Here is a 21757-nt window from a genome sequence, read left to right as displayed (position 1 = left end):
TTAAATAGGAAAGGATCGGATTAAGAGCGGGGGTTCTCCTGCTCCTTTTTAAATCCATTTTGCCCCTCTAAATAGGACAGATCATCAGGTTCATCAATACCATCAGCATTTTTACCGATTGCAACGAAAGGAAGATTGTATTGGGCAGGAAGAATATGATTGCTTATTTCTTCATAATCCGGTAGCCTACCGTTTTCACGATTTCTTTGCTCAGTCATCTGAACACCTCCTCTTCTTAGTATGTTTATGTATTTATTTTCTATAAGCAATTCTATTGACGAAATGAAAAACAGATAATATAATCTATCTTATATAATAATCATTATAAATAGATAATATTTATCGTCTTGGAGGAATGAAAATGAAATTAAGAGAACCAATGCCGAAATTAACCGGAGCCACCAGCTGGTTGAATGGAGAAGTATCGAGAGATGATCTTGTGGGAGACAAACCTACACTTATTCATTTCTGGTCGGTGAGCTGCCATTTATGCAAAGAAGCAATGCCTGATATAAATGAGATCAGGGATGAGTATGAAGATATTTTGAACGTCGTTTCTGTACATATGCCCCGCTCGGAAGATGATTTGAATTTGAGCCTAATCGAGCAAATGGCATTAGGCCATGATATTTCTCAGCCAACTTATGTAGATAGTGAGCATAAGTTAACCGAGGCCTTCGAGAATAATTATGTGCCAGCTTACTATGTATTCGATGAAGAAGGGAATCTTCGCCACTTTCAAGCAGGCGGCAGTGGGATGAACATGCTTCGAAAGAAATTAAATCGTATCCTTAAAATAGAACAATAATTCTCCATTGAATCGGCTTCCGGATACTTTAGGAAGCCGATTTTTTTATAGTGAAGTGTAAAGAAGCTCAACAATTGTCGATATAAGAAGAGCAGGCAATCTAGCATATTTGCACGGAAGGACGAAAACAATTGAATCAAACAAATGGAATTCTTCTTGAAAGTGGTACAAACGAACTCGAAATTGTGGAATTTGAGGTTCAAAATAATAAATTTGGAATTAATGTCATTAAAGTAAAGGAGATCATTCAGCCTAAAACAGTCATACCGATTCCTCACTCTCACCCCCATGTTAAAGGTCTCATTCAATTGAGGGGAGAGGTTCTCCCTGTAGTAGACATGGCAAGGGTCCTTGGGGTGAAAGAAGAAGAAACAAGTACGTCTAAGTATATAGTTGCCGAGTTTAATCAGCAGAAGGTAATATTTCATGTACATAACGTAACTCAAATCCATCGTATTTCCTGGAATCAAATTGATAAGCCATCAGAAATGTATTCTGGAGTCCATTCAGGGATAATTGGTGTGATCAAGCGAAATGAATCCATGATTCTGTTACTGGATTTTGAGAGCATTATGCTGGAAATAAACCCTGAAACAGGAATCCGTGTGGATCAAGTGAAAAAACTGGGCCCAAGAGAAAGAAGAAATAAGAAGATTGTGGCAGCTGAGGATTCGCCATTACTGAGGAAGCTGTTGAACGATACGCTAAAAGAAGCTGGATATGACGAAGTGGAGTTTTTTGAAAATGGGGCAGATGCGTTCCGTTATTTAGAATCACTTGCAGAAGAAACAGAAGATGTGATCGAATCTGTACAGCTTGTATTGACCGATATTGAAATGCCGCAGATGGATGGACATCATTTGACCAAACGAATCAAAAGCCATCCTAAGCTCCAAGCACTCCCAGTCATCATATTTTCTTCTCTAATAACAAATGATTTGAAACATAAAGGAGAAATGGTAGGGGCGGAAGATCAGATTAGTAAGCCGGAAATAGCCGAGCTTATTTTGAAAATCGATCAACATATTTTATAAGTGGTCTCTAAGCTAAAGGCAAAGGGTTCAGAACGTTATCTGAACCCTTTAGGGGGAATATGCGTTAAAGTACCCAAATAGTAGGGTGTTAAAAGAAGCTATCGCCCAATTTTTTAAATACAGGTTTCTGATAATTGTTTTTTTCTGGCTTTCGTGTCTGATCATTCTGATCGGACATCCCTGTGTATTGTTCTAAAATCCCTTTCGCCGGTTGCAGCCCCATTTTACATTTAGGATTCCTTAATCGTTCATCGAGAGACCCAAGATGAGGTAACTCTTTAAAGTCTTCCTTTGATGGGGGAATATGAAAGGTATACTCTCCACAATCAATCAATACGTCAGATTGTTGCTGGCTATTCTTTGGATTATTGGAAAAGTGCAGTCCTACTTTCTTTGCCTTACCTTCACGTATCATTTTCATTAAGGCTCTTTTTTTTAATGAATATAAGTATTTCGGATTACCTGCAGTTTTCGCATGCCGATTCACAGTGAAAATAGCTTGAGAGAGGGTGGTTACGGAAGTGGAAGAAGGGGTGGATTTACTAGTGTTTCTCAAGTTATTGGCTCCTTTCTAATGTATTCATCTCCATTATACCCCTTTTTCCTTTGATTGGAAAGGTATGAAGCAGTTTGAGTCAAGGGGAGCTAATATACAAGAGGATTAAATCTCTTACTGCTAACTGGTATGCCCTGGGAATATTTAAGGCTCTTCCTAATCATGTAAGGGGTACATTTTCAGGAGAGCCTTTTGGTTATCTTTGGGGGTATATATTGATATTTTCCGTAAGATTATTCGGTGTTGATTGAAAGTTATTTCCGTAGGGTTGTGGATAACCCCCTGGATAAGGGTATCCTCCGTAAGGTGGATAAGGTGGATAGCAAGCAGGACCGTAGCATGGCCTATTGAAAAGAAGCGGACTAATGGCCAATCCTGCTAATCCACCTGCTAAAAACGGCAACCCAAAGAAAAATGGGAAAAAGCGTTGATCTCCCCCATTATATTGTCTATACATGGGATACGGGTAATATGCGGATCGATACATATACAAAAAACCTCCTCTCTCTATTCACTTTAGTGTATGGCTTCTGCTCAAACTGTGCGCCTGTCTCCCTTTTAATGGGCAAGGTGACAGGGGGTAATGATTATAAATGGCTGTAGTGTAAGAAAATTATCGATTATTCCTCTAAGTCTATAGGAAAATCATGGGTTAAATAGTAAAATATAATCATGACATATTATGCTTATAAAGACAGAAGCCTAAAAGGATGAAGAATCCATGAAATGGACAGATATAAACAACACAATCAGTGCGGAGCTAGATGTACTTGACACGGTGTTGAAGGAACTTATTTTAGACAATATTCACGATATGATTTTTATTATGAAGGTTGAAGAAGGTCAGGTTTTCAGGTACATATATATAAATGAATCAGCCAAAAAATACACCTCCATACGACATGAGGACATGGGGAGATTATTGGAGGAAGTAGTTTCACCAGAGGTGGCAAGTATCATAAAGATGAAATATATCGAGCTTGTAGATACTGGTGAAAGTATTACATACCAGGATACCTTTTCTATTAAAGATGGGAATCAGGTTGTAAACGAATCAATCCTTACACCCATCAAGAATAAGGACGGGGATGTAAAGTATGTTGTTTCTATTACGAGAGATATCACACCTTCCATTGAGGAAAAGAAGAAGTTAGTAAAAGCAAAGGAACGATACAAATCCATTATCGAACATAACCTGGATGCGATATTCATCTTGGATTCTCTTGGGATCATCATTGAATCTAACGGTGCAGGAAGTCTCTTGACCGGCTATACAAAAGCAGCATTGATGAATATGAGTATCTATGATTTATTTCATTATCAAAATGAGAAAATATTGACTGAATCACTAAATAGAACACAAATGGGAAATTCCTCTACAATCGATTACAGTCTTCTGATTAACGAAGCAGGGGAAGAGAAGATCACTCAATTGAAGATGGTCCCCATTGTAGTCAATGAGACATATGATGGCTGCTACATTATCGCCAAAGATATTACCAAGCATCATGAGCAAAATGAAATGATTCATTATATGGCTCTTCACGATCAATTGACAGGTCTATGGAATAGAAAGGCGCTAGATGATCATATTCCCATCATCATTCATAATATGGAGGAAAGAGGAGTGGAGCTTTCTTTATTATATTTGGATTTGGACCGGTTTAAATTTGTGAATGATACTTTAGGGTTAAAGGGTGGAGACAAAATCCTCAAAAATATCACAGAACGATTGGTTAGTCTAACAAATGAAGATTGTCAATTGTATCGTCAGGGTGGGGATGAATTTATCTTTCTCTTGAAGAATACGAACTTTGAAGAAACAAAAACGAAGGCAAAAGAAACCTTGGCTCTGTTTATTGATCCATTTTCAATTGATGGACAGGAATTTTATATTTCCCCTTCAGTAGGAATCAGTCGTTATCCTGCAGATGGGTATGACTCTAATTCACTGATTCAGAAAGCTGCACAAGCTCTGTTTGAAGTGAAGGAAAAAGGCAGGGGTCACTACCGCTTTTATCAATCGCATATGAAATCAAGCTTCCCGAACTATATCATTATGGAGTCTCACTTGCGTAGGGCAATAGAAAAAGGTGAAATGTACGTCCATTATCAGCCACAAGTGAATTTAGCAACTGGATCGATTGATAGCTTCGAGGCATTGATTCGATGGAATAATCGGAAATTCGGTTTTGTTTCACCCGTACAGTTCATTCCTTTAGCAGAAGAGACCGGCTTGATTCATCAGATTGGAGAATGGGTGCTTGAACAAGTGTGCAGTCAACTACAAAAATGGCGAAATAAAGGATATAAATCGGTGCGGGTGGCCATTAATATTTCTCCAAAGCAATTTCTGCAGGAACAATTAGTCGATACGATCGGCTTTTACCTAAGAACGTATAATATCCCTGCATCTTGCATAGAAATTGAAATTACGGAGGGAGCCATGCAAGATACCCAGCAAACATTGAAAATGTTAAAAAGACTTAAGAATCTTGGGGTATACATTTCAGTTGACGATTTTGGAACAGGATACTCGTCATTAAATTATTTAAAACGTTTCCCCATCGATATCTTAAAGATCGATCAATCATTTGTACGAGAGATAGGGATGAACCAGAAGGACTCAGCCATAACGACAACCATCATCCATCTCGCACACAGCCTAGGTCTTGAAGTCATCGCAGAGGGTGTAGAAAGAGAGGGGCAAGTCGACTTTCTTAAAGAGGCCAACTGTCAGAAAGCGCAAGGGTATTTCTTTAGCAAGCCGATTTGTCCTGAGGAAATCGAACAGCAGCAGTTTGTCCTGATTTGAGGTTCTATTGAGCTATTAGCTATAGTAGGATGTAAATGCAGGTTGATGCACTATAAATGTATTCAGCTAAATGTTTGACAGAGTAATTCCTATGACTTATTTTAAAGTGAGGAGAATAAAAGGTTCATAGAAAGAGAGAGTAATGGTTACTTTCAATATGAATCACGGTTTTCGAGTGCTTTATAAAGGAGAGGGATTATGAAAAAGACAAAACGTATGGAAATCCTATTTCTCCCTACCGATAGAGGTACGGTTAAAGTGTATGTATACGGCTTTAAATCTCCTCGATCTTTAGGTCAGGTAGTTGTTTCATATAATAACGTATCAATTGAAGCAAAAGGCTATTATAGAAATAAAACTATCATTAAGGCGCTTGCGCAATTACACGATGCAATCGTGAACAACCCTGATGGTTAATCGTTAAGACTGATTTTTAAGAAAATGTTATTTTCTTAAAAATCAGTCTTTTTTGTAAGAATAAATGGTTTTATTGTACTTCAATATGATAAAATAATGAGTGAATATTCATTCATAAAAAGGGGAGATACATATGGCAGAGCAACAAGTTGTGATTATAACAGGCGGTTCTAGTGGTATGGGAAAATATATGGCGAAGAAATTCGTTGAATCAGGTGCTACCGTCGTCGTAACAGGAAGAAATGAAGAAAGACTTCAATCAGTGAAAGATGAATTCGCGTCCCTTAAAGGAAATATTGACGTATTTCAAATGGATGTGAGAGAGCAGGAACATGTAAAGGCAATGGTTGAATTCACGGCAGGAAAATTTGGTAAAATAGATGTGCTCATTAACAATGCGGCAGGAAACTTTATTTGCCCTGCAGAAAAGCTCACTCCAAATGGTTGGAAGTCTGTGATTGATATTGTTCTGAACGGAACATTCTTATGCTCACATGCCGTAGGAAACTATTGGATTGAGCATAATCAAAAGGGGACTATCATCAACATGGTCGCAACCTACGCATGGAATGCTGGTGCAGGTGTGGCTCATTCTGCCGCAGCAAAGGCAGGTGTCTTATCATTGACGAGGACCCTTGCTGTTGAATGGGGGCATAAATACGGTATTCGTACGAATGCGATAGCTCCTGGACCGATTGAACGCACTGGAGGGGCAGAGAAGCTATGGGTTTCTGAAGAAGCTGCGAAAAGAACAATAGACAGTGTCCCAATGAAACGACTGGGAACACCTGAAGAGATTGCCGGTCTCGCATATTTTATTGCTTCAGAACAAGCATCTTACATTAACGGTGAATGCATAACCATGGATGGAGGACAGTGGCTGAGCCAATTTCCATTTTAATATATTAAAGGTATTGTAGGAATGAATAATCTATTGCTTTCCCGATTTCCATGTCAAAATGACAGGGTAGGGAAAGCTTTTTTGTTTATGTCCTTTTCGTTACCCTGTATAATTATGTTATAATCATGCAAAAACAAGCGAGATGGCGGGGGAGTAGGAATGGACGCATTAGAAGTGTTAACCAATATTGAACAGGTGATTCCGTACTTTCAACCAATTTTCAGTGCAGATGAACATAAAATCATCGGATACGAAGTTTTAGGAAGAATTATGGTCGGAGAAAAAAATATTCAGAGTCTTGGTCCATTTTTTGGTGATGAAGAGATTCCTGATGAATATAAGGTAGAAGTGGATGAACACGTCACACGCCTTGCGATGGACAAATTTTTAATTGAGAAACAAGAAGGCTTAATGTTCCTTAACCGTGATGCAAGGGTTTTGATGTTGGACCATGGAGAGTCCCTTCTTGAGCTTCTTCTGGAATACGAAAAAAAAGGGTTGCGTTTGAACCGGACAGTGATTGAGCTGTCTGAAAAGACGTTTTTAGGGGACTTTGATCAGCTAGTACATATGCTTTTGTACTATAAAACATATGGAATAAAGATTGCAATCGATAATGTAGGTGGGAATAGTGGTCACTTAGATCGCCTCTCACAATTTTCACCGGATATTTTGAAAGTGGATTTATATCAATTGAGAAACGATGCTGGTAATAAAGTGTATAAGGATATTCTATATAGTCTTTCTGTGCTCGCCAGAAAGATCGGAGCATCCCTATTATTTGAGAATATAGAAATCAACTTCCAGCTTCAATTTGCCTGGCTGAATGGGGGGCGTTATTATCAAGGCTATTACCTGCAGCACCCGTCAGCCTCCTTCTTGAACCCTGATTTGTTAAAAGACAAACTGAAAGAGAAATGTCAAGATTATATCCGCTACGAAAAGAAGCACCTAGAAGCTGGCTATGATTTCGCTGATGTCCTTCATAAAGAAATCAGTCAGATGATGATAGGGAAAATGAAACAAACAATCGAATTCGATGCCATTCTGATTGAGGTCGGTAAGAATTTTTCTGATAAATGCTTCCGCTTGTATATTTGTGATGAAAACGGTTTTCAAGTTACAAGTAATGTGGTGAAATCTGGATCAGAATGGCTGATTGAACCGAAATACAAAGGTAAGAATTGGAGTTGGCGTCCCTACTTTCTAGAAAATATCATACGTATGAGAATTAATAAAAAAGGGCTATTATCAGACATATACAGCGATATTGATTCTGGACAGTCCATCCGTACTTATTCTTACCCTTTTGGCAATGGGTTGTATTTGTTCATGGATTTGTCGTATGAATTTTTATTCGAGGAAGAAGGTCTGCTTTATTAGCATCCTTCACTCTGATTACCAGGATGAAGCATTCAATGGGCAGTGTTCTTCCGCTTGACTCATCTTATGCTTGTCGGGTCTGATTAGGTTGCTGTCGCTTTTCTTGTATAGCTTTTGCCTATTGGGACAAATTATGTACAAGGACATTTGTAAGGAGGGGCTTTTATTGAGTATATTTATGCTTGTTCTTGCCTTGATTGTTTTAGGGATTGCCGGCTATTCGCTGGTGTATACCTTTAGGATTGCTGGACAGGAGAAACAATTAAAAGGTGAATTCGATACGGATATTCCAGACGTTGTGAAAGAGCATCCCTATATTCGTAATCCAGTATTCCTGTCTATTTTAATCGGTTCCATTTTGATTACATTATTCATCGTATATTGGTCCATTCGCTATTTGTCATAAGTTAAATGAAAGGTGTCGCATAAACATGCGACACCTTTTTGGTTGAATTTACCACTGTTTATCATGTTTGACTGCCATGAATAGGGGGGATTTTACAAACAAACCAAATAATATGTCAGTCAGTGTTAGAAATAATCGAACTAATGACACCCAATCGACAATTTTCTGTTGCTACAATGATTTCAGCTAGTTTATAAATGGAGGGATAGCAAATGGAAAGGAAAAAGTTTTGGTTATTATTGATTATTTTAGGTCTTGTTACTTCGGTTTGTGGACAAGTCAGTCAAACTCAGGCATCTGAATTTACTAAAGATCATGTGTTGACTCTTGTAGAAGATGCCTACCATACTCAAGTTTCCTTGAGCGAAGAGCCTCAATCGAAGAAACAAATTCATCTAAAGCTGTCTAAGTATTTTACAAACGATCTTACTGAAAACTTCATCAACGAGAATGTCTATGAGGTAGATGGTGGCTTTATCACATTTGGTTCTGATTTTGCATCATATTATATTCCATTTTTCCAATATGATGAATCAACCAGGGTGAAATACATAGATGGCAAATGGTACGTCTGGGAAGAACACTTTGACGAAGAAGGGCCATTCTCAACTATGACGGGTATCGAAGGTGTTGTAGTAAGTGAAGAAGAAGGTACTTGGAAAGTCTCATCGATCGCATACGAATTACCTGATACTATTCAACCCCAATAAAACCAGAAGTTGGCCGTATTCTCGGTTATCAATCAAAAACAATGATTGCTACCGAGAATACGGCCAACTTCTTTTTAATTTAGAGTGGCTTATTGATTTAATGCTTCTCTGAGTGCTTCAAGGTTGAATCCTGATATGATTTGAGAATCAACGGTTATGGTTGGCGTAGAGTATGATTTCAAATGTTTGATCAGATAATTTCTTGCTTGTTCATTTTCTTTTATGTTGATTTCTTTGTAAGTGACATTATGTTCATTCATATACATTTTAACCACCTCGCAAGGTGGGCAATCTGGTTGGGTATATAAGGTGACTTCTTTCATGATGTAGAATCTCCTTTCGTTTGCTTTAATAGATAATCTACTATCCCCATTGCGGAAACGTTCATATCGAGCAGTAATAATTGGAATATTGGGTTCTCCGGATCGACTCCTTTTTGGATCATTTTACTCTTGGTGAGATTAAAAAGGACAGAAGTGATTGCTTCTACGTTATCCTCGATTGTACTATGAGAAGAAAAAGTTTCCCTGCTTTTTTCCATAAAAAAGTCAAGCCCTTTTTCCACTTCCGAAAGGGCAAACGACACTTCTTCGGTTACCCCGTAGTGACCAAAGTACAAACGATCCAGCTTCAGATCCTTATACATACGGATAGAATTTTTCATCTCATCGGGGTTAAATTGATTGGGTGAGGTGGACGGGAAATAAAAGTGTTTAGATCCCACGGTATATTGAATCCCGCATGTATCACCAGTGAACATTCCATTTGAAACCGAGTCAAAAATACTGAAATGATGGTTAGCATGTCCAGGAGTGTGGTAAAACGTTAAGGTACAGCTATTACTCAGCGTCAATTTTTCCTCGTGCTCCATCACCAACATCCTGTCTTCTGGTATAGGTACAATCGGGTCAAACAGTTCATTAAATTTCTCTCCATACACAGCCTTCGCACCTGCAATCAATCGTCCGGGGTCTACAAGGTGGCGTCGTCCTTTCGGGTGAACAATGACCTTTGCATTAGGGCATTCTTCAAGAAAGAGGCCAGCACCTCCAGCATGATCAAGATGGATATGGGTTAAAATTATGTATTGAATATCTTCTAGATTAATGTTTAACTTAGAGAGACCTTTTTTTAGATGAGGTATAGAAGGACTGGCAGATGTTTCGATTATCGTTAGGGATTTTTCTTTAATTATATAGCTCCCAGTACGTTCCTGTAATGATAAATCCATTAGGTCAACTAGGGAAATTCGAGAATCTATACGGTAAATGCTCATCCAATCAATCCTTTCCAGGGAAGAATATCGTTATACCCTTTCATTATAAAGGAATAATTGTAGAAAAAGGACAAAACATTAGATTTAACAGGATAGAATCTGGTACAATGCAAAAGCTATGACCAAGATTAGATCAGGAAAGGAGAGACCGATTATGTCTCAGCTTCTTGGAATTATACAGAGATTAAAATCATTACAAGAACAAGGTGAACAAGGGGAAACTCAACAACGATTTTTCGAGTACAATGGAACGAAAATATGTGAGGTGAAGTATCTGCCTAAACAGGATACTTTCGAAATTGAAGTCATGAATGAAAAAGGAAATAGCTTTCCTTTTGATAACATAGACATTACAGCTATAGAAATATTCGAACTTCTACAAGAAGCTCAACAAGATTAATCCACTTAAAAGGTAACCATTCGGTTATCTTTTTTAGTCTGTAATACAATCGTGAAAACATACATTTTTCTTCCAGTATGTTAAAATAGAGTGCGTATATTACTGTTGTATATATATTGAATTTTTATTTTCTAAAATGAGGGGTTATACATGATTTCATTGAGTAGTAAAGCATTATTAGAAACGAATATTAAGGATTTTATTATTCCTTCTGAGAAGGTTGCACATGTGCAGGTAGGGAACTCCCTGGAACATGCGTTACTATTGCTAACAAAGAGTGGTTACTCAGCCATCCCTGTCCTGGATCCAACATTCCGTTTCCAAGGCTTAATCAGTTCAAGCTTAATAACCGACTCCATTCTTGGTCTTGAACGTTTCGAGTTTGAAAAGCTCGAATCGAAGAAGGTAGAAGAAGTCATGACAGCTGACTTTCCCATTGTTTCTTTGGAATCAGATTTCAAGAAAGCTTTGGAGCTCTTGGTGGATCATCCATTCCTATGTGTGGTATCTGATGATGGGTACTTTGAAGGAATCATGACGAGAAGAGTTGTCTTAAAGCAGCTAAAGCGACAATTATTTAGAATGGACTAATCCCATGAAGGGCAGTTACATAATCCACTAATCCTGTAGGATGGCAAATTTGTCATCCTTTTTATTATTGGCTGTTTTCGCAAAGATTGTTGTTGTTTTCTTTTTGCACTTATGAACTTTATAGGATATTATTCCTGCCGAGAGACCGTTCATTAGAAAAATAACGTCTTACCAAGCTGTAATATTAGAATGAATGTCAGAATATTCAAGAGGATTTGTGCGTTTTTTATTGAAAGTTTCTCTACTATTCTTACCGCAAATTGTGCTCCAATGAGGGCACCGGCTGCAAATGGAAGAGCTATACTCCAATCGACATGACCGTTGTGGAAATACACTGTGAATGCTCCTAGACAGCTGATGAAAGTTTGAAATCGGGTGAGAGCAACTGATTTCAGATAAGACCTTCCATGGAATAAATGAGTATACATGAGCATGGTTGCCTGACCAGGACCGAATAAACCGTCATACGTACTGATCAGGTACAGATATCCGTAAATAGGGGAGTGCTTTTTCTTCTCTCCTTTTGGTTTGAAACCCTTTAGAATGCTTAGAAGAAGGGCGAATAGTAGGAAGAAAAAAGCCATCCATTCTAAGAGATTTGGGGGGATACGGTCTGACAAAAAAGCTCCGGTCAGCCCTCCAGCAAGTGCGATGGGAAGAATGGGGATACATTCATTCCATTTAATTTTCCGGTCTCTCGCTAAATACATAAAGCTTGAAAGAGAGCTCGTGATATTAGAAAATTTAGCCGTTGCTATCGCTGTATGAACAGGGACCCCAAGCAGTAACATCACAGGCATTCCAATCAATCCACCGCTACCTGCCAACGTGCCAATGAATGCTACAACAACTCCAGTACAAAACAGAATCAGTTCCAAAAGCCATCACCTCATTTCGTTCTACTTTCAGTGTATTCCATTACCACTAATAATGAAATTTTATATAAGTTAAGATATAATATAAGAAAAACTTATGAAGGTGAAGGTATGGCATTTTCAGAATATCAACTTCTGCACGTCCTAGCACAGGAAATGAATATGCGAAAAGCAGCAGAGAGATTATTTGTCTCTCAGCCTGCCCTGTCGCAAAGACTCCAGACGATTGAAAAGGAATGGGGAACGAAATTATTTCTCCGTTCACAAAAAGGACTGTCCTTGACTCCGGCTGGAGAGCTTGTCGTGAAATTGGCTGAAGAAATGCTTCAGAAGGAAGAGAGTGTAAAGGAAAGGATTCAGGCACTTGAATTTGAGGTGCATGGAACATTGAAGATTGCCTGCGCATCGATCGTTGGTCAAAATTGGCTCCCTAAAGTCCTAAAACGGTTTGTTGAGACCTATCCCCATGCAAAGATCTCGTTGATGACCGGATGGAGCAGCGAAATCCTTAAAGCAATTTATGAAGATGAAGTTCATATCGGAATCATCAGAGGCACACCTGATTGGAAAGGGCCAAAACATCACCTTTTTCAAGATACATTATACTTAGTGGATAGAGAAATTCAATCTATTGGTGAGGTAATGAAAACGGATCGCCCCTTCATCCAGTTTAAGAGTGATTCGAATTATTATCAGGAAATCCAGGATTGGTGGCATCGACAATTCCAAACTACCCCGAAGCGTACGATCGTTGTAGATCAAATTGAAACGTGTAAACAGATGACCTTAAATGGGATCGGCTATGCCATCTTACCTGCCATTACATTAGATGGTATGGAAGAAGATATTTACAAAATCCCTTTAATCGATGAACATGATGCTCTAATTCATCGCGATACATGGTTACTAGGATATGAGTCTGCCTTTCATTTAAGACAAGTGGAAGCCTTTCTTGAAGTTGTAAACGAATTCATTAATGAAAACTCATAGGATTGGTGTTTATGGGTTGTCTTCTACCCTTTAATTTGATAAAGTAATTCAAGAAACGAATTCTGAATTTATACATAATTACGGAGGGAATCCTAATGAAAATGATGGACGCAAACGAAATTATATCTTTTATTCAAAATAGTAAAAAATCAACTCCTGTAAAGGTTTACGTGAAAGGTGACTTGGCGGGAATCGATTTCGGTTCTTCTCAAACTTTCCTTCAAGGAAACTCCGGGGTGGTCTTCGGTGAATGGAGTGAGCTGTCAACCATTCTTGAAGACAATAAAGATAAGATTGAAGACCATGTAGTAGAAAATGATCGCCGCAATTCCGCGATTCCTTTGCTTAACCTAAAAGGCATTAAAGCGCGCATAGAACCTGGCGCCGTCATTCGAGATCAAGTAGTGATCGGTGATAATGCTGTTATCATGATGGGTGCAATGATCAATATAGGTTCTGTAGTAGGGGAAGGAACCATGATCGATATGAATGTGGTTCTAGGAGGCCGTGCAACTGTCGGTAAAAACTGTCATATCGGAGCGGGAGCGGTCCTTGCTGGAGTGATTGAACCGCCATCAGCTAAACCAGTCGTTATTGAAGACGATGTTGTAATTGGAGCCAATGCCGTTGTGTTGGAAGGCGTAACTGTCGGAAAAGGTTCCGTAGTGGCAGCGGGAGCGATTGTCGTGGATGATGTAGCACCATACACGGTGGTGGCAGGTACACCTGCAAAGAAATTGAAAGATATAGATGACAAAACGAAATCAAAGACAGAAATTAAACAGGAATTACGTCAACTCTAATATCGCCCTACCATTTAATAGTTTGACCATAAGAAAAGAACGGACGGTTGACGTCTGTTCTTTTCTTGTAAACTCTTGTTTTTAAGACACACGATTCACCAGCTTACTTTCTAAGGAGGATACCTATGTCGGCAGTAGACTTTAAGTCGATTCGGAGAGATTTACACAGAATTCCCGAACTTGGGTTTCAAGAATTTAAAACACAGCAATATCTATTGAATTATATTTCAAGTCTGCCATCTGAACGATTAGAAGTGAAGACTTGGAGAACAGGTCTCTTTGTTAAGGTTCACGGTACCAATCCAAAAAGGATGATTGGGTATCGAGGCGATATTGATGGGCTCCCAATCAAAGAAGAAACTGATCTGGATTTTCCTTCATCGCATGAGGGAAAGATGCATGCCTGCGGACATGATTTTCATATGGCGATTGAGCTTGGGATACTGACCCATTTTGTTGACCAGCCAATACAAGATGATCTTCTGTTCATCTTTCAACCGGCAGAAGAAGGACCTGGCGGAGCGAAGCCCATGCTTGAAAGTGATATCATGACAGAATGGAAGCCAGATGCCATATTCGCACTGCATATTGCTCCTGAGTATGAAGTAGGTACCGTTGCCGTTAAAGAGGGGCTCCTATTTGCGAATACGTCTGAATTATTTATTGACTTTAAAGGGAAAGGTGGGCATGCTGCTTACCCTCATCAGACAAAGGATATGATTGTGACAGCTTCTTCCTTTGTGACACAGCTGCAGTCGATTGTATCCCGGAATGTCGACCCATTAGACAGTGCGGTCATAACGGTAGGGAAAATGGAAAGTGGGACGGTTCAGAATATCATTGCAGAAACCGCCCGGTTAGAGGGCACAATCCGCACACTTTCATCTGAGTCGATGGAAAGTGTAAAAAAACGTTTGGAAGCGTTAATCTCGGGGATGAAAATCAGCTATGATTGTAACATAGAAGTAAATTATGGAAGCATGTACCAACAGGTTTACAATGACCCTGAGTGGACAAATCATTTCATTTCATTTCTTCGTAGCACAGATCGAAACATTATCATATGCAAAGAGGCCATGACAGGAGAAGATTTCGGCTATATGCTGGAGGAAATACCCGGATTTATGTTTTGGCTTGGTGTAGATTCTCCATTCGGCCTTCATCATTCAAAATTGAATCCAAAAGAGGAAGCGATCGATTTTGCGATCAGCCTGTTTTCAGATTATATTCGTACATTAAAATAGTGAATATTACTTCACGGATAGGGATTATAGATCTCCTTCCGTGATTTTTTTTGTGGAAAAACGAAAAAAAGACATTAATTTCTATAACACTCTTGCGATTAAAATAAAATAGTGTAAAATTACACTCAATGAAGTTGGGCAATAAAGGAAAAATAAAAAGAAACTTTTTCCTGTTATATTTCGTCTATCTTTAAGAGATATAGAGAAAGGGGAATGAAAGTGAATAGGTGGGGGAAAGCACTATTAGTGATGTTATTAGGCTTATTGATGTTTCTTTTCATGCAGGATACATCTTTGGCGCAAGGGAAAATAAAAATTTCCGTAGAAGAAGGAATCGACGGAAAAGTAAAGGAAGGACGAGGTTTTCCTCTAAAAGTGAAAGTTGAAAATAATGGAACTGACTTTAAGGGAGATCTATTGTTTGATTATGCTCCGTCCTATCAAACCGGGGGAGCGAGAGTGCTATCGATTGATGTTCCCGCCGACTCTATTCGTACATACACATTTTCCATTCCAGGATTCAATGATGAAATCAGGCACAATGCGAATCTTGAGACCATTCATTTGTTCGAAGGATCATGGAATAACGGAATAGAAATGAAATTTAAAGGAGATAAACGATTAACTCCTAATTTTATATATTCGAATAATACAACGATTGGTTTATTAAGTGTAAATCCCGATCGGTTGAAGGGAATAAAGGGGTCAACCATGGGGGGAAGTCGTGTCGAGGTATTGACTCTCACAAAAGGAAATTTCCCTGAAGAAAAAAGCGGTTTGCAAATGCTTGATTTTATTGTCATTGATCAATTTAATATACAGGATCTCAGTCAGAATCAACAACATGTACTGAAAAGCTGGGTTGAAAATGGAGGTGTATTGGTTATTGGGGCCTCCCCTCATTTAGCAGACACACTTGGTCCTATTGGAACTTTTGCCCCTCTTACACAACTGGAAGAAGCAATTCTCTCCAATACTACTTCTTTTAACGTAAAGAAAAATATACAGGCGTCTTTCAAGTCGTTGCCAATATATAAAGGAAGCGTGAAACCTGATTCAGAAATCATTGTAGAACAAGGGGATATTCCTGTGGTTGTAAAAGATGATGTTGGACTGGGTGAAGTATGGCAAACGTCTTTCTCATTAGGAGATCCTGTTTTGAACGACTGGGAAGACTATGATGAGTGGTTTGCCAATCTCTTAGCAAAAACAGAACCATATTTTTTATTTGGTAAGAAAAACGGGGAACAAAGTTTCCTGGAGCAGATTTATTATGACGTAGCAGATAGTAATGAACTTTTTCCAACAACTAATTTTAACGTGAGTACGTTAGTCATCATTCTCATTTTGTACTTGATTGTCATCGTACCTCTGCTTTATTTCATATTAAGGAAGCTCGACAAACGTGAACAGGCGTGGTGGATCATTCCTGCCATTTCGGTCCTTGTATCCACAGGGATTTTTGTTACTGGAGCTAAAGATAGAATTTCAAAACCTCACTTAAATCAAATGAACATCCTGAAAGTGGAGGATGATAATAGCATTCACGGAATTTCAGCTTTTACCGCTTTATCAAACTCAGGGGGAGACTATAACTTTGTATCCAACAGGAACCAGTTAGAGCTTACACCTGCGAAAATGAGAAATAATGTGGGGGGGTCCAGTCAGTATAAATTTGCCATTGAAGAAATGAATGAGGATAATCGAATCATTACCTTCAGGGATGTCGAGTACTGGTCAACGAGAACAGTATTGGGAACCAGTGAAAGAGAGAAAGCAGGAAAGTTTCACCCTGAATTGGTGTTGAAGGATAAAACACTCACAGGTACGATCCAAAATGAATTCCCTTATGATTTTACTGATGTATATATTTGGTCGGGATCACGGATTTATCGATTGGGTGAAGTGAAAGCAGGAGAAATCTTAAATATTGATAAGAAACTCTCGACGGATTATTTATCGTCACCATCGGGAAATCCGAATATGTCAGCACCGTTCCCGAATCAACAAAGCATCAAACAGCAGAAAAAGGAACGTTTGGAAAACTTCGCATCACAAATGATTGCTGCTGATAATGAAAATAATTCTCCAGTCATCTTTGGATATACAGAGGCTGAAATTTTCCAAATGAGTATCCAAAGCAAAAAATCTATAGCGGAAAATTTCTCTCTGCTGTATCAACATTTCCCTTCACTCGGAAATTACAAGGGGGGATTCACCCTTCGGAATGAGCAACTTGATCTGGATATAAAGCCTATTAATGGTCAAGTAATCGAGCATTATTCACATAATGGGACAGATGAAATGGGTCTTGAAGATGGGACATATCAATTGACCATTCAATTACCAAAACAAATCGATACAAAGAAAGTCACCCTTCATTCGATGAATATGACGCTTCAAAATGAGGGAGTACTTCAGTTATCACTGGTTGATCCACAAACCGGTGAAGGGAAACGTCTTGAAGAATCGTCTGCCAATTTAATCGAAGTGAACGAAAACTTGAACGACTATATAAACGACAATGGAGAAATCGTTTTTGAGTTCGAGAAACGCTCTCAAGGGGATCCGTTTGTTCGTCTTCCTGCCATTGTGTTGAAAGGAGAGGTTAAACAATGATCGAGATTCAAAATTTATCAAAACGGTATGGATCGTTCCTGGCACTGGACGATTTGAATTTATCTATTGAAAAGGGAACTGTATTTGGATTTGTTGGTCAGAATGGGGCAGGGAAATCAACGACTTTTTCGATACTTGCAACTCTTTTGGCTCCAACGTCGGGAAGTGCCACGGTGAATGGATTCAACATTAGTAAAGAACCCAAGTTAGTTAGAAGGCAGATAGGCTATATGCCGGATTTTTTTGGTGTATATGATCAATTGAAAGCAGATGAATATTTGGACTTTTATGGAGCCAGTTATAAAATACCGGCTGAACAAAGAAAGAAACTTATTCCACAGTTGTTGGAGCTTGTTAATTTATCTCATAAAAAAGATTCCTATGTAGACCTTTTATCTAGGGGAATGAAGCAGCGACTTTGTTTGGCAAGATGCCTTATCCATGATCCTGAGGTACTGATACTAGATGAACCTGCTTCGGGTCTTGATCCGAGGGCAAGGATCGAGATGAGGGAAATTCTGAAAGAACTGAAGAAAATGGGTAAAACGATTTTAATATCTTCCCATATTCTTCCTGAGTTAGCCGAAATGTGTGATGAGATAGGTGTCATCGATAATGGAAGATTAGTAGCACAAGGATCTGTTTCAGACATTCAATTTCAACTTCAGACAGAGAAGCTCATCGTCGTGAAAGTAAGGGGTTTGGTAGAGAGTGCTGTAACATTCTTTGAAGATGATCCCTATGTTTCGAAGATTGATGCAGATGAAGAAAACAGGACACTCCAGTTCCTCTATAAAGGGGAAGAAACCGAGCAAATTGAGCTTCTGAAAAAAGCGATCTTAAATGATATCCCCATTGTGAGTTTCAAGGAATCAGAAACGAATTTAGAAGATGTCTTTATGGAGATTACGAAAGGAGTGACCCTTTCATGAAACAGTTACTCATCAATCCTATGTTAAACAAAGAATTTAAACTTCGCTTCCGGTCCTTCAAAGCCTTTATAGGGATGCTTTGCTACTTAATGGCAGTGGGAATTGTGGTGATTGGGTTTATCTATATGCAAACCCGATTTTCAAATAACGGCTATTTTCGTCCAGAAGAAAGCAGAGCGATGTTTATGATTCTCTCATTCTTACAGCTTAGTCTCGTCTTATTTATTACACCTGGGCTGACAGGAGGAGTGATTAGTGGGGAAAGAGAAAAGCAAACGTTAAGCATGCTATTAACGACCGAACAAAGCTCTATGAGTATTATCCTTAGTAAACTGGTCTCGTCCGTTTCGTATTTGCTATTACTTGTTGTCTCGAGCCTCCCTCTTTATAGCTTCGTTTTTCTATATGGGGGTGTCTCGCCTACTGATTTACTTATTGTGTTTGGGTATAGTTTGTTTCTCATTTTTGCATTTGGATCAGTCGGAGTATTTTATTCAACTATTATACGTAAGACGATTGTATCGATGGTTACAACCTATGCAACAGTTTTGTTTCTCGTGGTGGGGACATTATTTCTCTATATGCTGTCCATGGCAATGGGAAGTGGACCATATCAGAATGAGACAACACCCGCACCTTATTTAAGTGCTATGTTTAATCCTGGAATTGTCATTTTGGGACATTTCGAACCGATGGCGACGGATGAAATATACAAGCGCAGCGGGATCGAATTCCCATTATGGGTCTCCTTTGTTAGTATCTACTCTATCCTGGCGGTGGTAAGCCTCTCCATAAGTATTATGAAGCTAAGACCGAGCATGAAGGTAAAGAGTAAACATTAACATAAAGGAAGCTCTTATCAAACAGGTTTCTCGGTACCTTATTCGAAAGAATACTCTTTCGAGGCAGAGTCCAGTCGTTAGATAGAATAGTAGAGTTAACGGGTGGAGAGAAGGGGCCATCATCTAAGGACAGATTTAGAGATCTCGATAAACCTTCTTCAAAAGAGCAGTCCATTCAAACGTTTCTGATTATTATCGGGTCTATATTATTCTTTACTGAGATCGCCATAAGAAGATTTGGATTCATACCATTTATAGGATTTCTGGAGTGATGATGACCGAATGTAGCGCTTGCTCGAAGCGAAAAAGAGAAAAGACAAATAAAAAAGACAAATAAAAAAGACAAGGCGGTGTTCGCCTTGCCTTTTTTAGGGTCATCAATTATCTTTTTTCTCAATATAAACTTGATGAGGGTATGGGATTTCAATTCCATTTTGATCGAGAGCTTCTTTTAGAGCCTTGCGCAGCTTTCGTTCCACGCCCCATTGTTCCATGTTTTTCGTTTTGCATAATACTCTTAGTACAACATCGGATGCTCCTAAAGTCTGAACACCCACCACATTCGGTCCATCTACAATATTTTCATCTTCCTGAGCGATTGTCTCACAAACCTGCTGAAGCACAACCATCGCTTTATCGATGTCATCGTCATAGGAGATCCCGATGTCAACCAGCGCCCTCATGTTACCGCGGGAATGGTTGCTGACACTCGTAATTTCCCGATTAGGAACATAATGAAGGGTGCCGTCGAAACCGCGAATATGGGTTGTACGTAAACCGACCTCTTCTACAATCCCGGAGAAACCTCCACTAGTGACATAGTCCCCTACATCTACTTGCTTTTCCAATAGAATAAAGAAACCGGTCACCACATCACTTACCAATCCTTGAGCACCGAATCCTACAGCTAGTCCAACGATGCCGGCTCCGGCAAGAATCGCAGTCACTTCAATACCGAAGATTTGTAAGATCGTGACGAAAAAGATAAAAATCAGGATATATCCGACAATATTCTTTGAAAGTCCCTGTAACGTCTGAGCACGACCTTCAGAAACATCATTCCTTTTACGGTACTTATCAAATATTCTTTCAATGACTTTGTTTGCCGCACCTTTTACAATAAGGAAAGCGATCCAAATCGCTATTATCTGCAGGGCACCAATTCCAATCGTAACCAGTAGACCGCCCCAATTAAAATTGGCAAGTCGATCACTTAAAGAAGTAAGACCAAGTATGTATTCCAAATCAAACCATCCTTTCCGGGTTATATAAAGCCCCTACTAGTATACACAATACCAGATAGGTTATGTCAAAGGCATATGTGTAAAAAGCATATTGTTTTATTCCCTAGTTGAGAAATGATAAACTTTAAAAGGATGTTTATTTAACGGAAAATGAGTGTAAACTTCTATTATTAAGGGAATAACAAGAAAGAGATTAGTATATTAGATTATAATGATTTTAATATTAAATTTATTATAATTTAACGTTGACTAAAAAAAATCAATCCCTTATAATGAAAATTGTGAGTCAGGAAGGACAGGCTAATAAGTCTCGCCTTTCTCAAAAAATAGTTACTAAAAACTCCTTGGAGGGATTTATTCATGGCTGAACGCATGGTAGGCAAACAAGCTCCACGTTTTGAAATGGACGCTGTTATGCCAAACAGAGAATTCGGTAAAGTATCATTAGAAGAAAATATGAAAAATGATAAATGGACAGTATTGTTCTTCTATCCAATGGACTTCACATTTGTTTGTCCAACGGAAATTACAGCAATGTCAGACCGTTACGATGAATTCGAAGACTTAGATGCAGAAATCATTGGTGTTTCTACAGACACTATCCATACACACTTGGCTTGGATCAACACGGACCGTAAAGAAAATGGTATCGGTGAATTAAACTATCCATTAGCGGCAGATACTAACCATTCTGTCTCCCGTGAATACGGTGTCTTAATTGAAGAAGAAGGTGTAGCCCTTCGTGGACTATACATCATCAACCCTGAAGGGGAACTTCAATACCAAGCAGTATTCCATAACAATATTGGCCGTGATGTTGAAGAAACATTACGTGTACTACAAGCGCTTCAAACTGGCGGACTTTGCCCAGCAAACTGGAAGCCAGGTCAAAAAACTTTATAAGTTCCAAA

Annotated in this window: 24 protein-coding genes; 17 read left to right on the top strand and 7 right to left on the bottom strand. The window is 38.8% G+C overall.

The genetic code is table 11. The annotated features are described in order from the left end of the window. Window positions 1-20: 20 nt before the first annotated feature. Window positions 21-218, bottom strand: coding sequence for a hypothetical protein (locus tag FGG79_RS07660; protein WP_138777117.1), 198 nt, complete (start codon window positions 216-218; stop codon window positions 21-23). Between the two features lie 143 nt (window positions 219-361). Between FGG79_RS07660 and FGG79_RS07655 the strand changes: the two genes are divergently transcribed. Next, window positions 362-808 (top strand): TlpA family protein disulfide reductase, encoded by a 447-nt coding sequence (locus tag FGG79_RS07655; protein ID WP_138777116.1) that lies wholly within the window; start codon window positions 362-364, stop codon window positions 806-808. A 131-nt stretch (window positions 809-939) separates the two neighbouring features. Continuing rightward, window positions 940-1842, top strand: coding sequence for a chemotaxis protein (locus FGG79_RS07650; RefSeq protein ID WP_138777115.1), 903 nt, complete (start codon window positions 940-942; stop codon window positions 1840-1842). A gap of 88 nt (window positions 1843-1930) precedes the next feature. Here the strand turns inward: FGG79_RS07650 and FGG79_RS07645 are convergent, their stop codons facing one another. After that, complete coding sequence (locus FGG79_RS07645) at window positions 1931-2398, bottom strand: YkyB family protein (protein WP_138777114.1); 468 nt, start codon at window positions 2396-2398, stop codon at window positions 1931-1933. 196 nt (window positions 2399-2594) lie between these two features. Beyond that, the gene (locus FGG79_RS22015; RefSeq protein ID WP_205688806.1) at window positions 2595-2885 is read right to left on the bottom strand and encodes a hypothetical protein; all 291 of its coding nucleotides are present in this window, start codon (window positions 2883-2885) and stop codon (window positions 2595-2597) included. Between the two features lie 234 nt (window positions 2886-3119). On the opposite strand from FGG79_RS22015, the gene FGG79_RS07635 reads away from it, so the two are divergent. The 6 genes from FGG79_RS07635 (at window position 3120) to FGG79_RS07610 (ending at window position 9030) form a co-directional block, all read left to right on the top strand. After that, the gene (locus FGG79_RS07635) at window positions 3120-5213 is read left to right on the top strand and encodes a sensor domain-containing protein (protein ID WP_138777113.1); all 2094 of its coding nucleotides are present in this window, start codon (window positions 3120-3122) and stop codon (window positions 5211-5213) included. Between the two features lie 198 nt (window positions 5214-5411). After that, complete coding sequence (locus tag FGG79_RS07630; protein WP_138777112.1) at window positions 5412-5630, top strand: hypothetical protein; 219 nt, start codon at window positions 5412-5414, stop codon at window positions 5628-5630. Window positions 5631-5763: 133 nt separating this feature from the next. After that, on the top strand, window positions 5764-6531 hold the full coding sequence (fadH, locus tag FGG79_RS07625; RefSeq protein WP_138777111.1) for a 2,4-dienoyl-CoA reductase: 768 nt from the start codon (window positions 5764-5766) through the stop codon (window positions 6529-6531). Window positions 6532-6690: 159 nt separating this feature from the next. After that, window positions 6691-7914 carry an EAL domain-containing protein gene (locus tag FGG79_RS07620; RefSeq protein ID WP_138777110.1) on the top strand — a complete coding sequence of 408 codons (1224 nt, stop codon included), beginning with the start codon at window positions 6691-6693 and terminating at the stop codon, window positions 7912-7914. Between the two features lie 166 nt (window positions 7915-8080). Continuing rightward, on the top strand, window positions 8081-8320 hold the full coding sequence (locus FGG79_RS07615; RefSeq protein ID WP_240794213.1) for a hypothetical protein: 240 nt from the start codon (window positions 8081-8083) through the stop codon (window positions 8318-8320). Window positions 8321-8532: 212 nt separating this feature from the next. Next, the gene (locus FGG79_RS07610; RefSeq protein WP_138777109.1) at window positions 8533-9030 is read left to right on the top strand and encodes a DUF3993 domain-containing protein; all 498 of its coding nucleotides are present in this window, start codon (window positions 8533-8535) and stop codon (window positions 9028-9030) included. Between the two features lie 89 nt (window positions 9031-9119). Here the strand turns inward: FGG79_RS07610 and FGG79_RS07605 are convergent, their stop codons facing one another. Continuing rightward, complete coding sequence (locus FGG79_RS07605; RefSeq protein ID WP_138777108.1) at window positions 9120-9353, bottom strand: glutaredoxin family protein; 234 nt, start codon at window positions 9351-9353, stop codon at window positions 9120-9122. Then, complete coding sequence (locus FGG79_RS07600) at window positions 9350-10306, bottom strand: MBL fold metallo-hydrolase (protein ID WP_138777107.1); 957 nt, start codon at window positions 10304-10306, stop codon at window positions 9350-9352. Before FGG79_RS07600 ends, FGG79_RS07605 begins: the two co-directional genes overlap by 4 nt. Before the next feature lie 154 nt (window positions 10307-10460). Here FGG79_RS07600 and FGG79_RS07595 point away from each other — a divergent pair, with 154 nt between their 5' ends. Both FGG79_RS07595 and cbpB read left to right on the top strand, forming a co-directional pair. Continuing rightward, window positions 10461-10706 carry a DUF1797 family protein gene (locus FGG79_RS07595; RefSeq protein WP_138777660.1) on the top strand — a complete coding sequence of 82 codons (246 nt, stop codon included), beginning with the start codon at window positions 10461-10463 and terminating at the stop codon, window positions 10704-10706. Between the two features lie 150 nt (window positions 10707-10856). Further along, a complete protein-coding gene (gene cbpB / locus FGG79_RS07590) occupies window positions 10857-11297 on the top strand; it encodes a cyclic-di-AMP-binding protein CbpB (RefSeq protein ID WP_138777106.1) in 441 nt (146 codons plus the stop codon). A 152-nt stretch (window positions 11298-11449) separates the two neighbouring features. On the opposite strand, the gene FGG79_RS07585 is transcribed toward cbpB, so the two are convergent. Then, window positions 11450-12175: a sulfite exporter TauE/SafE family protein gene (locus tag FGG79_RS07585; protein ID WP_138777105.1), complete on the bottom strand. Its 726-nt coding sequence runs from the start codon at window positions 12173-12175 to the stop codon at window positions 11450-11452. A 108-nt stretch (window positions 12176-12283) separates the two neighbouring features. On the opposite strand from FGG79_RS07585, the gene FGG79_RS07580 reads away from it, so the two are divergent. From FGG79_RS07580 to FGG79_RS07555, 6 genes are all read left to right on the top strand, one after another. Beyond that, the gene (locus FGG79_RS07580; RefSeq protein ID WP_138777104.1) at window positions 12284-13162 is read left to right on the top strand and encodes a LysR family transcriptional regulator; all 879 of its coding nucleotides are present in this window, start codon (window positions 12284-12286) and stop codon (window positions 13160-13162) included. A 95-nt stretch (window positions 13163-13257) separates the two neighbouring features. Next, complete coding sequence (gene dapD / locus FGG79_RS07575) at window positions 13258-13965, top strand: 2,3,4,5-tetrahydropyridine-2,6-dicarboxylate N-acetyltransferase (protein WP_138777103.1); 708 nt, start codon at window positions 13258-13260, stop codon at window positions 13963-13965. 125 nt (window positions 13966-14090) lie between these two features. Continuing rightward, on the top strand, window positions 14091-15209 hold the full coding sequence (locus FGG79_RS07570; RefSeq protein WP_138777102.1) for an N-acetyldiaminopimelate deacetylase: 1119 nt from the start codon (window positions 14091-14093) through the stop codon (window positions 15207-15209). 219 nt (window positions 15210-15428) lie between these two features. Continuing rightward, a complete protein-coding gene (locus FGG79_RS07565; RefSeq protein ID WP_171050832.1) occupies window positions 15429-17828 on the top strand; it encodes a hypothetical protein in 2400 nt (799 codons plus the stop codon). Further along, window positions 17825-18760, top strand: a complete 936-nt coding sequence (locus FGG79_RS07560) for an ABC transporter ATP-binding protein (RefSeq protein ID WP_138777100.1) — start codon at window positions 17825-17827, stop codon at window positions 18758-18760. The genes FGG79_RS07565 and FGG79_RS07560 overlap by 4 nt, the downstream gene beginning before the upstream one ends. Beyond that, window positions 18757-19602 (top strand): ABC transporter permease, encoded by an 846-nt coding sequence (locus FGG79_RS07555; protein WP_138777099.1) that lies wholly within the window; start codon window positions 18757-18759, stop codon window positions 19600-19602. The genes FGG79_RS07560 and FGG79_RS07555 overlap by 4 nt, the downstream gene beginning before the upstream one ends. A 377-nt stretch (window positions 19603-19979) precedes the next feature. Here the strand turns inward: FGG79_RS07555 and FGG79_RS07550 are convergent, their stop codons facing one another. Next, complete coding sequence (locus tag FGG79_RS07550) at window positions 19980-20846, bottom strand: mechanosensitive ion channel family protein (protein WP_138777098.1); 867 nt, start codon at window positions 20844-20846, stop codon at window positions 19980-19982. Between the two features lie 360 nt (window positions 20847-21206). Between FGG79_RS07550 and FGG79_RS07545 the strand changes: the two genes are divergently transcribed. Next, window positions 21207-21749, top strand: a complete 543-nt coding sequence (locus FGG79_RS07545; protein ID WP_138777097.1) for a peroxiredoxin — start codon at window positions 21207-21209, stop codon at window positions 21747-21749. Window positions 21750-21757 lie beyond the last annotated feature (8 nt).

Source organism: Bacillus sp. BHET2, from assembly GCF_005938125.1.
Classification (GTDB): domain Bacteria; phylum Bacillota; class Bacilli; order Bacillales; family Bacillaceae_B; genus Rossellomorea.
The sequence above is the reverse complement of the archived record's forward strand: the minus strand, read 5'-3'. Positions and strand labels throughout refer to the sequence as shown.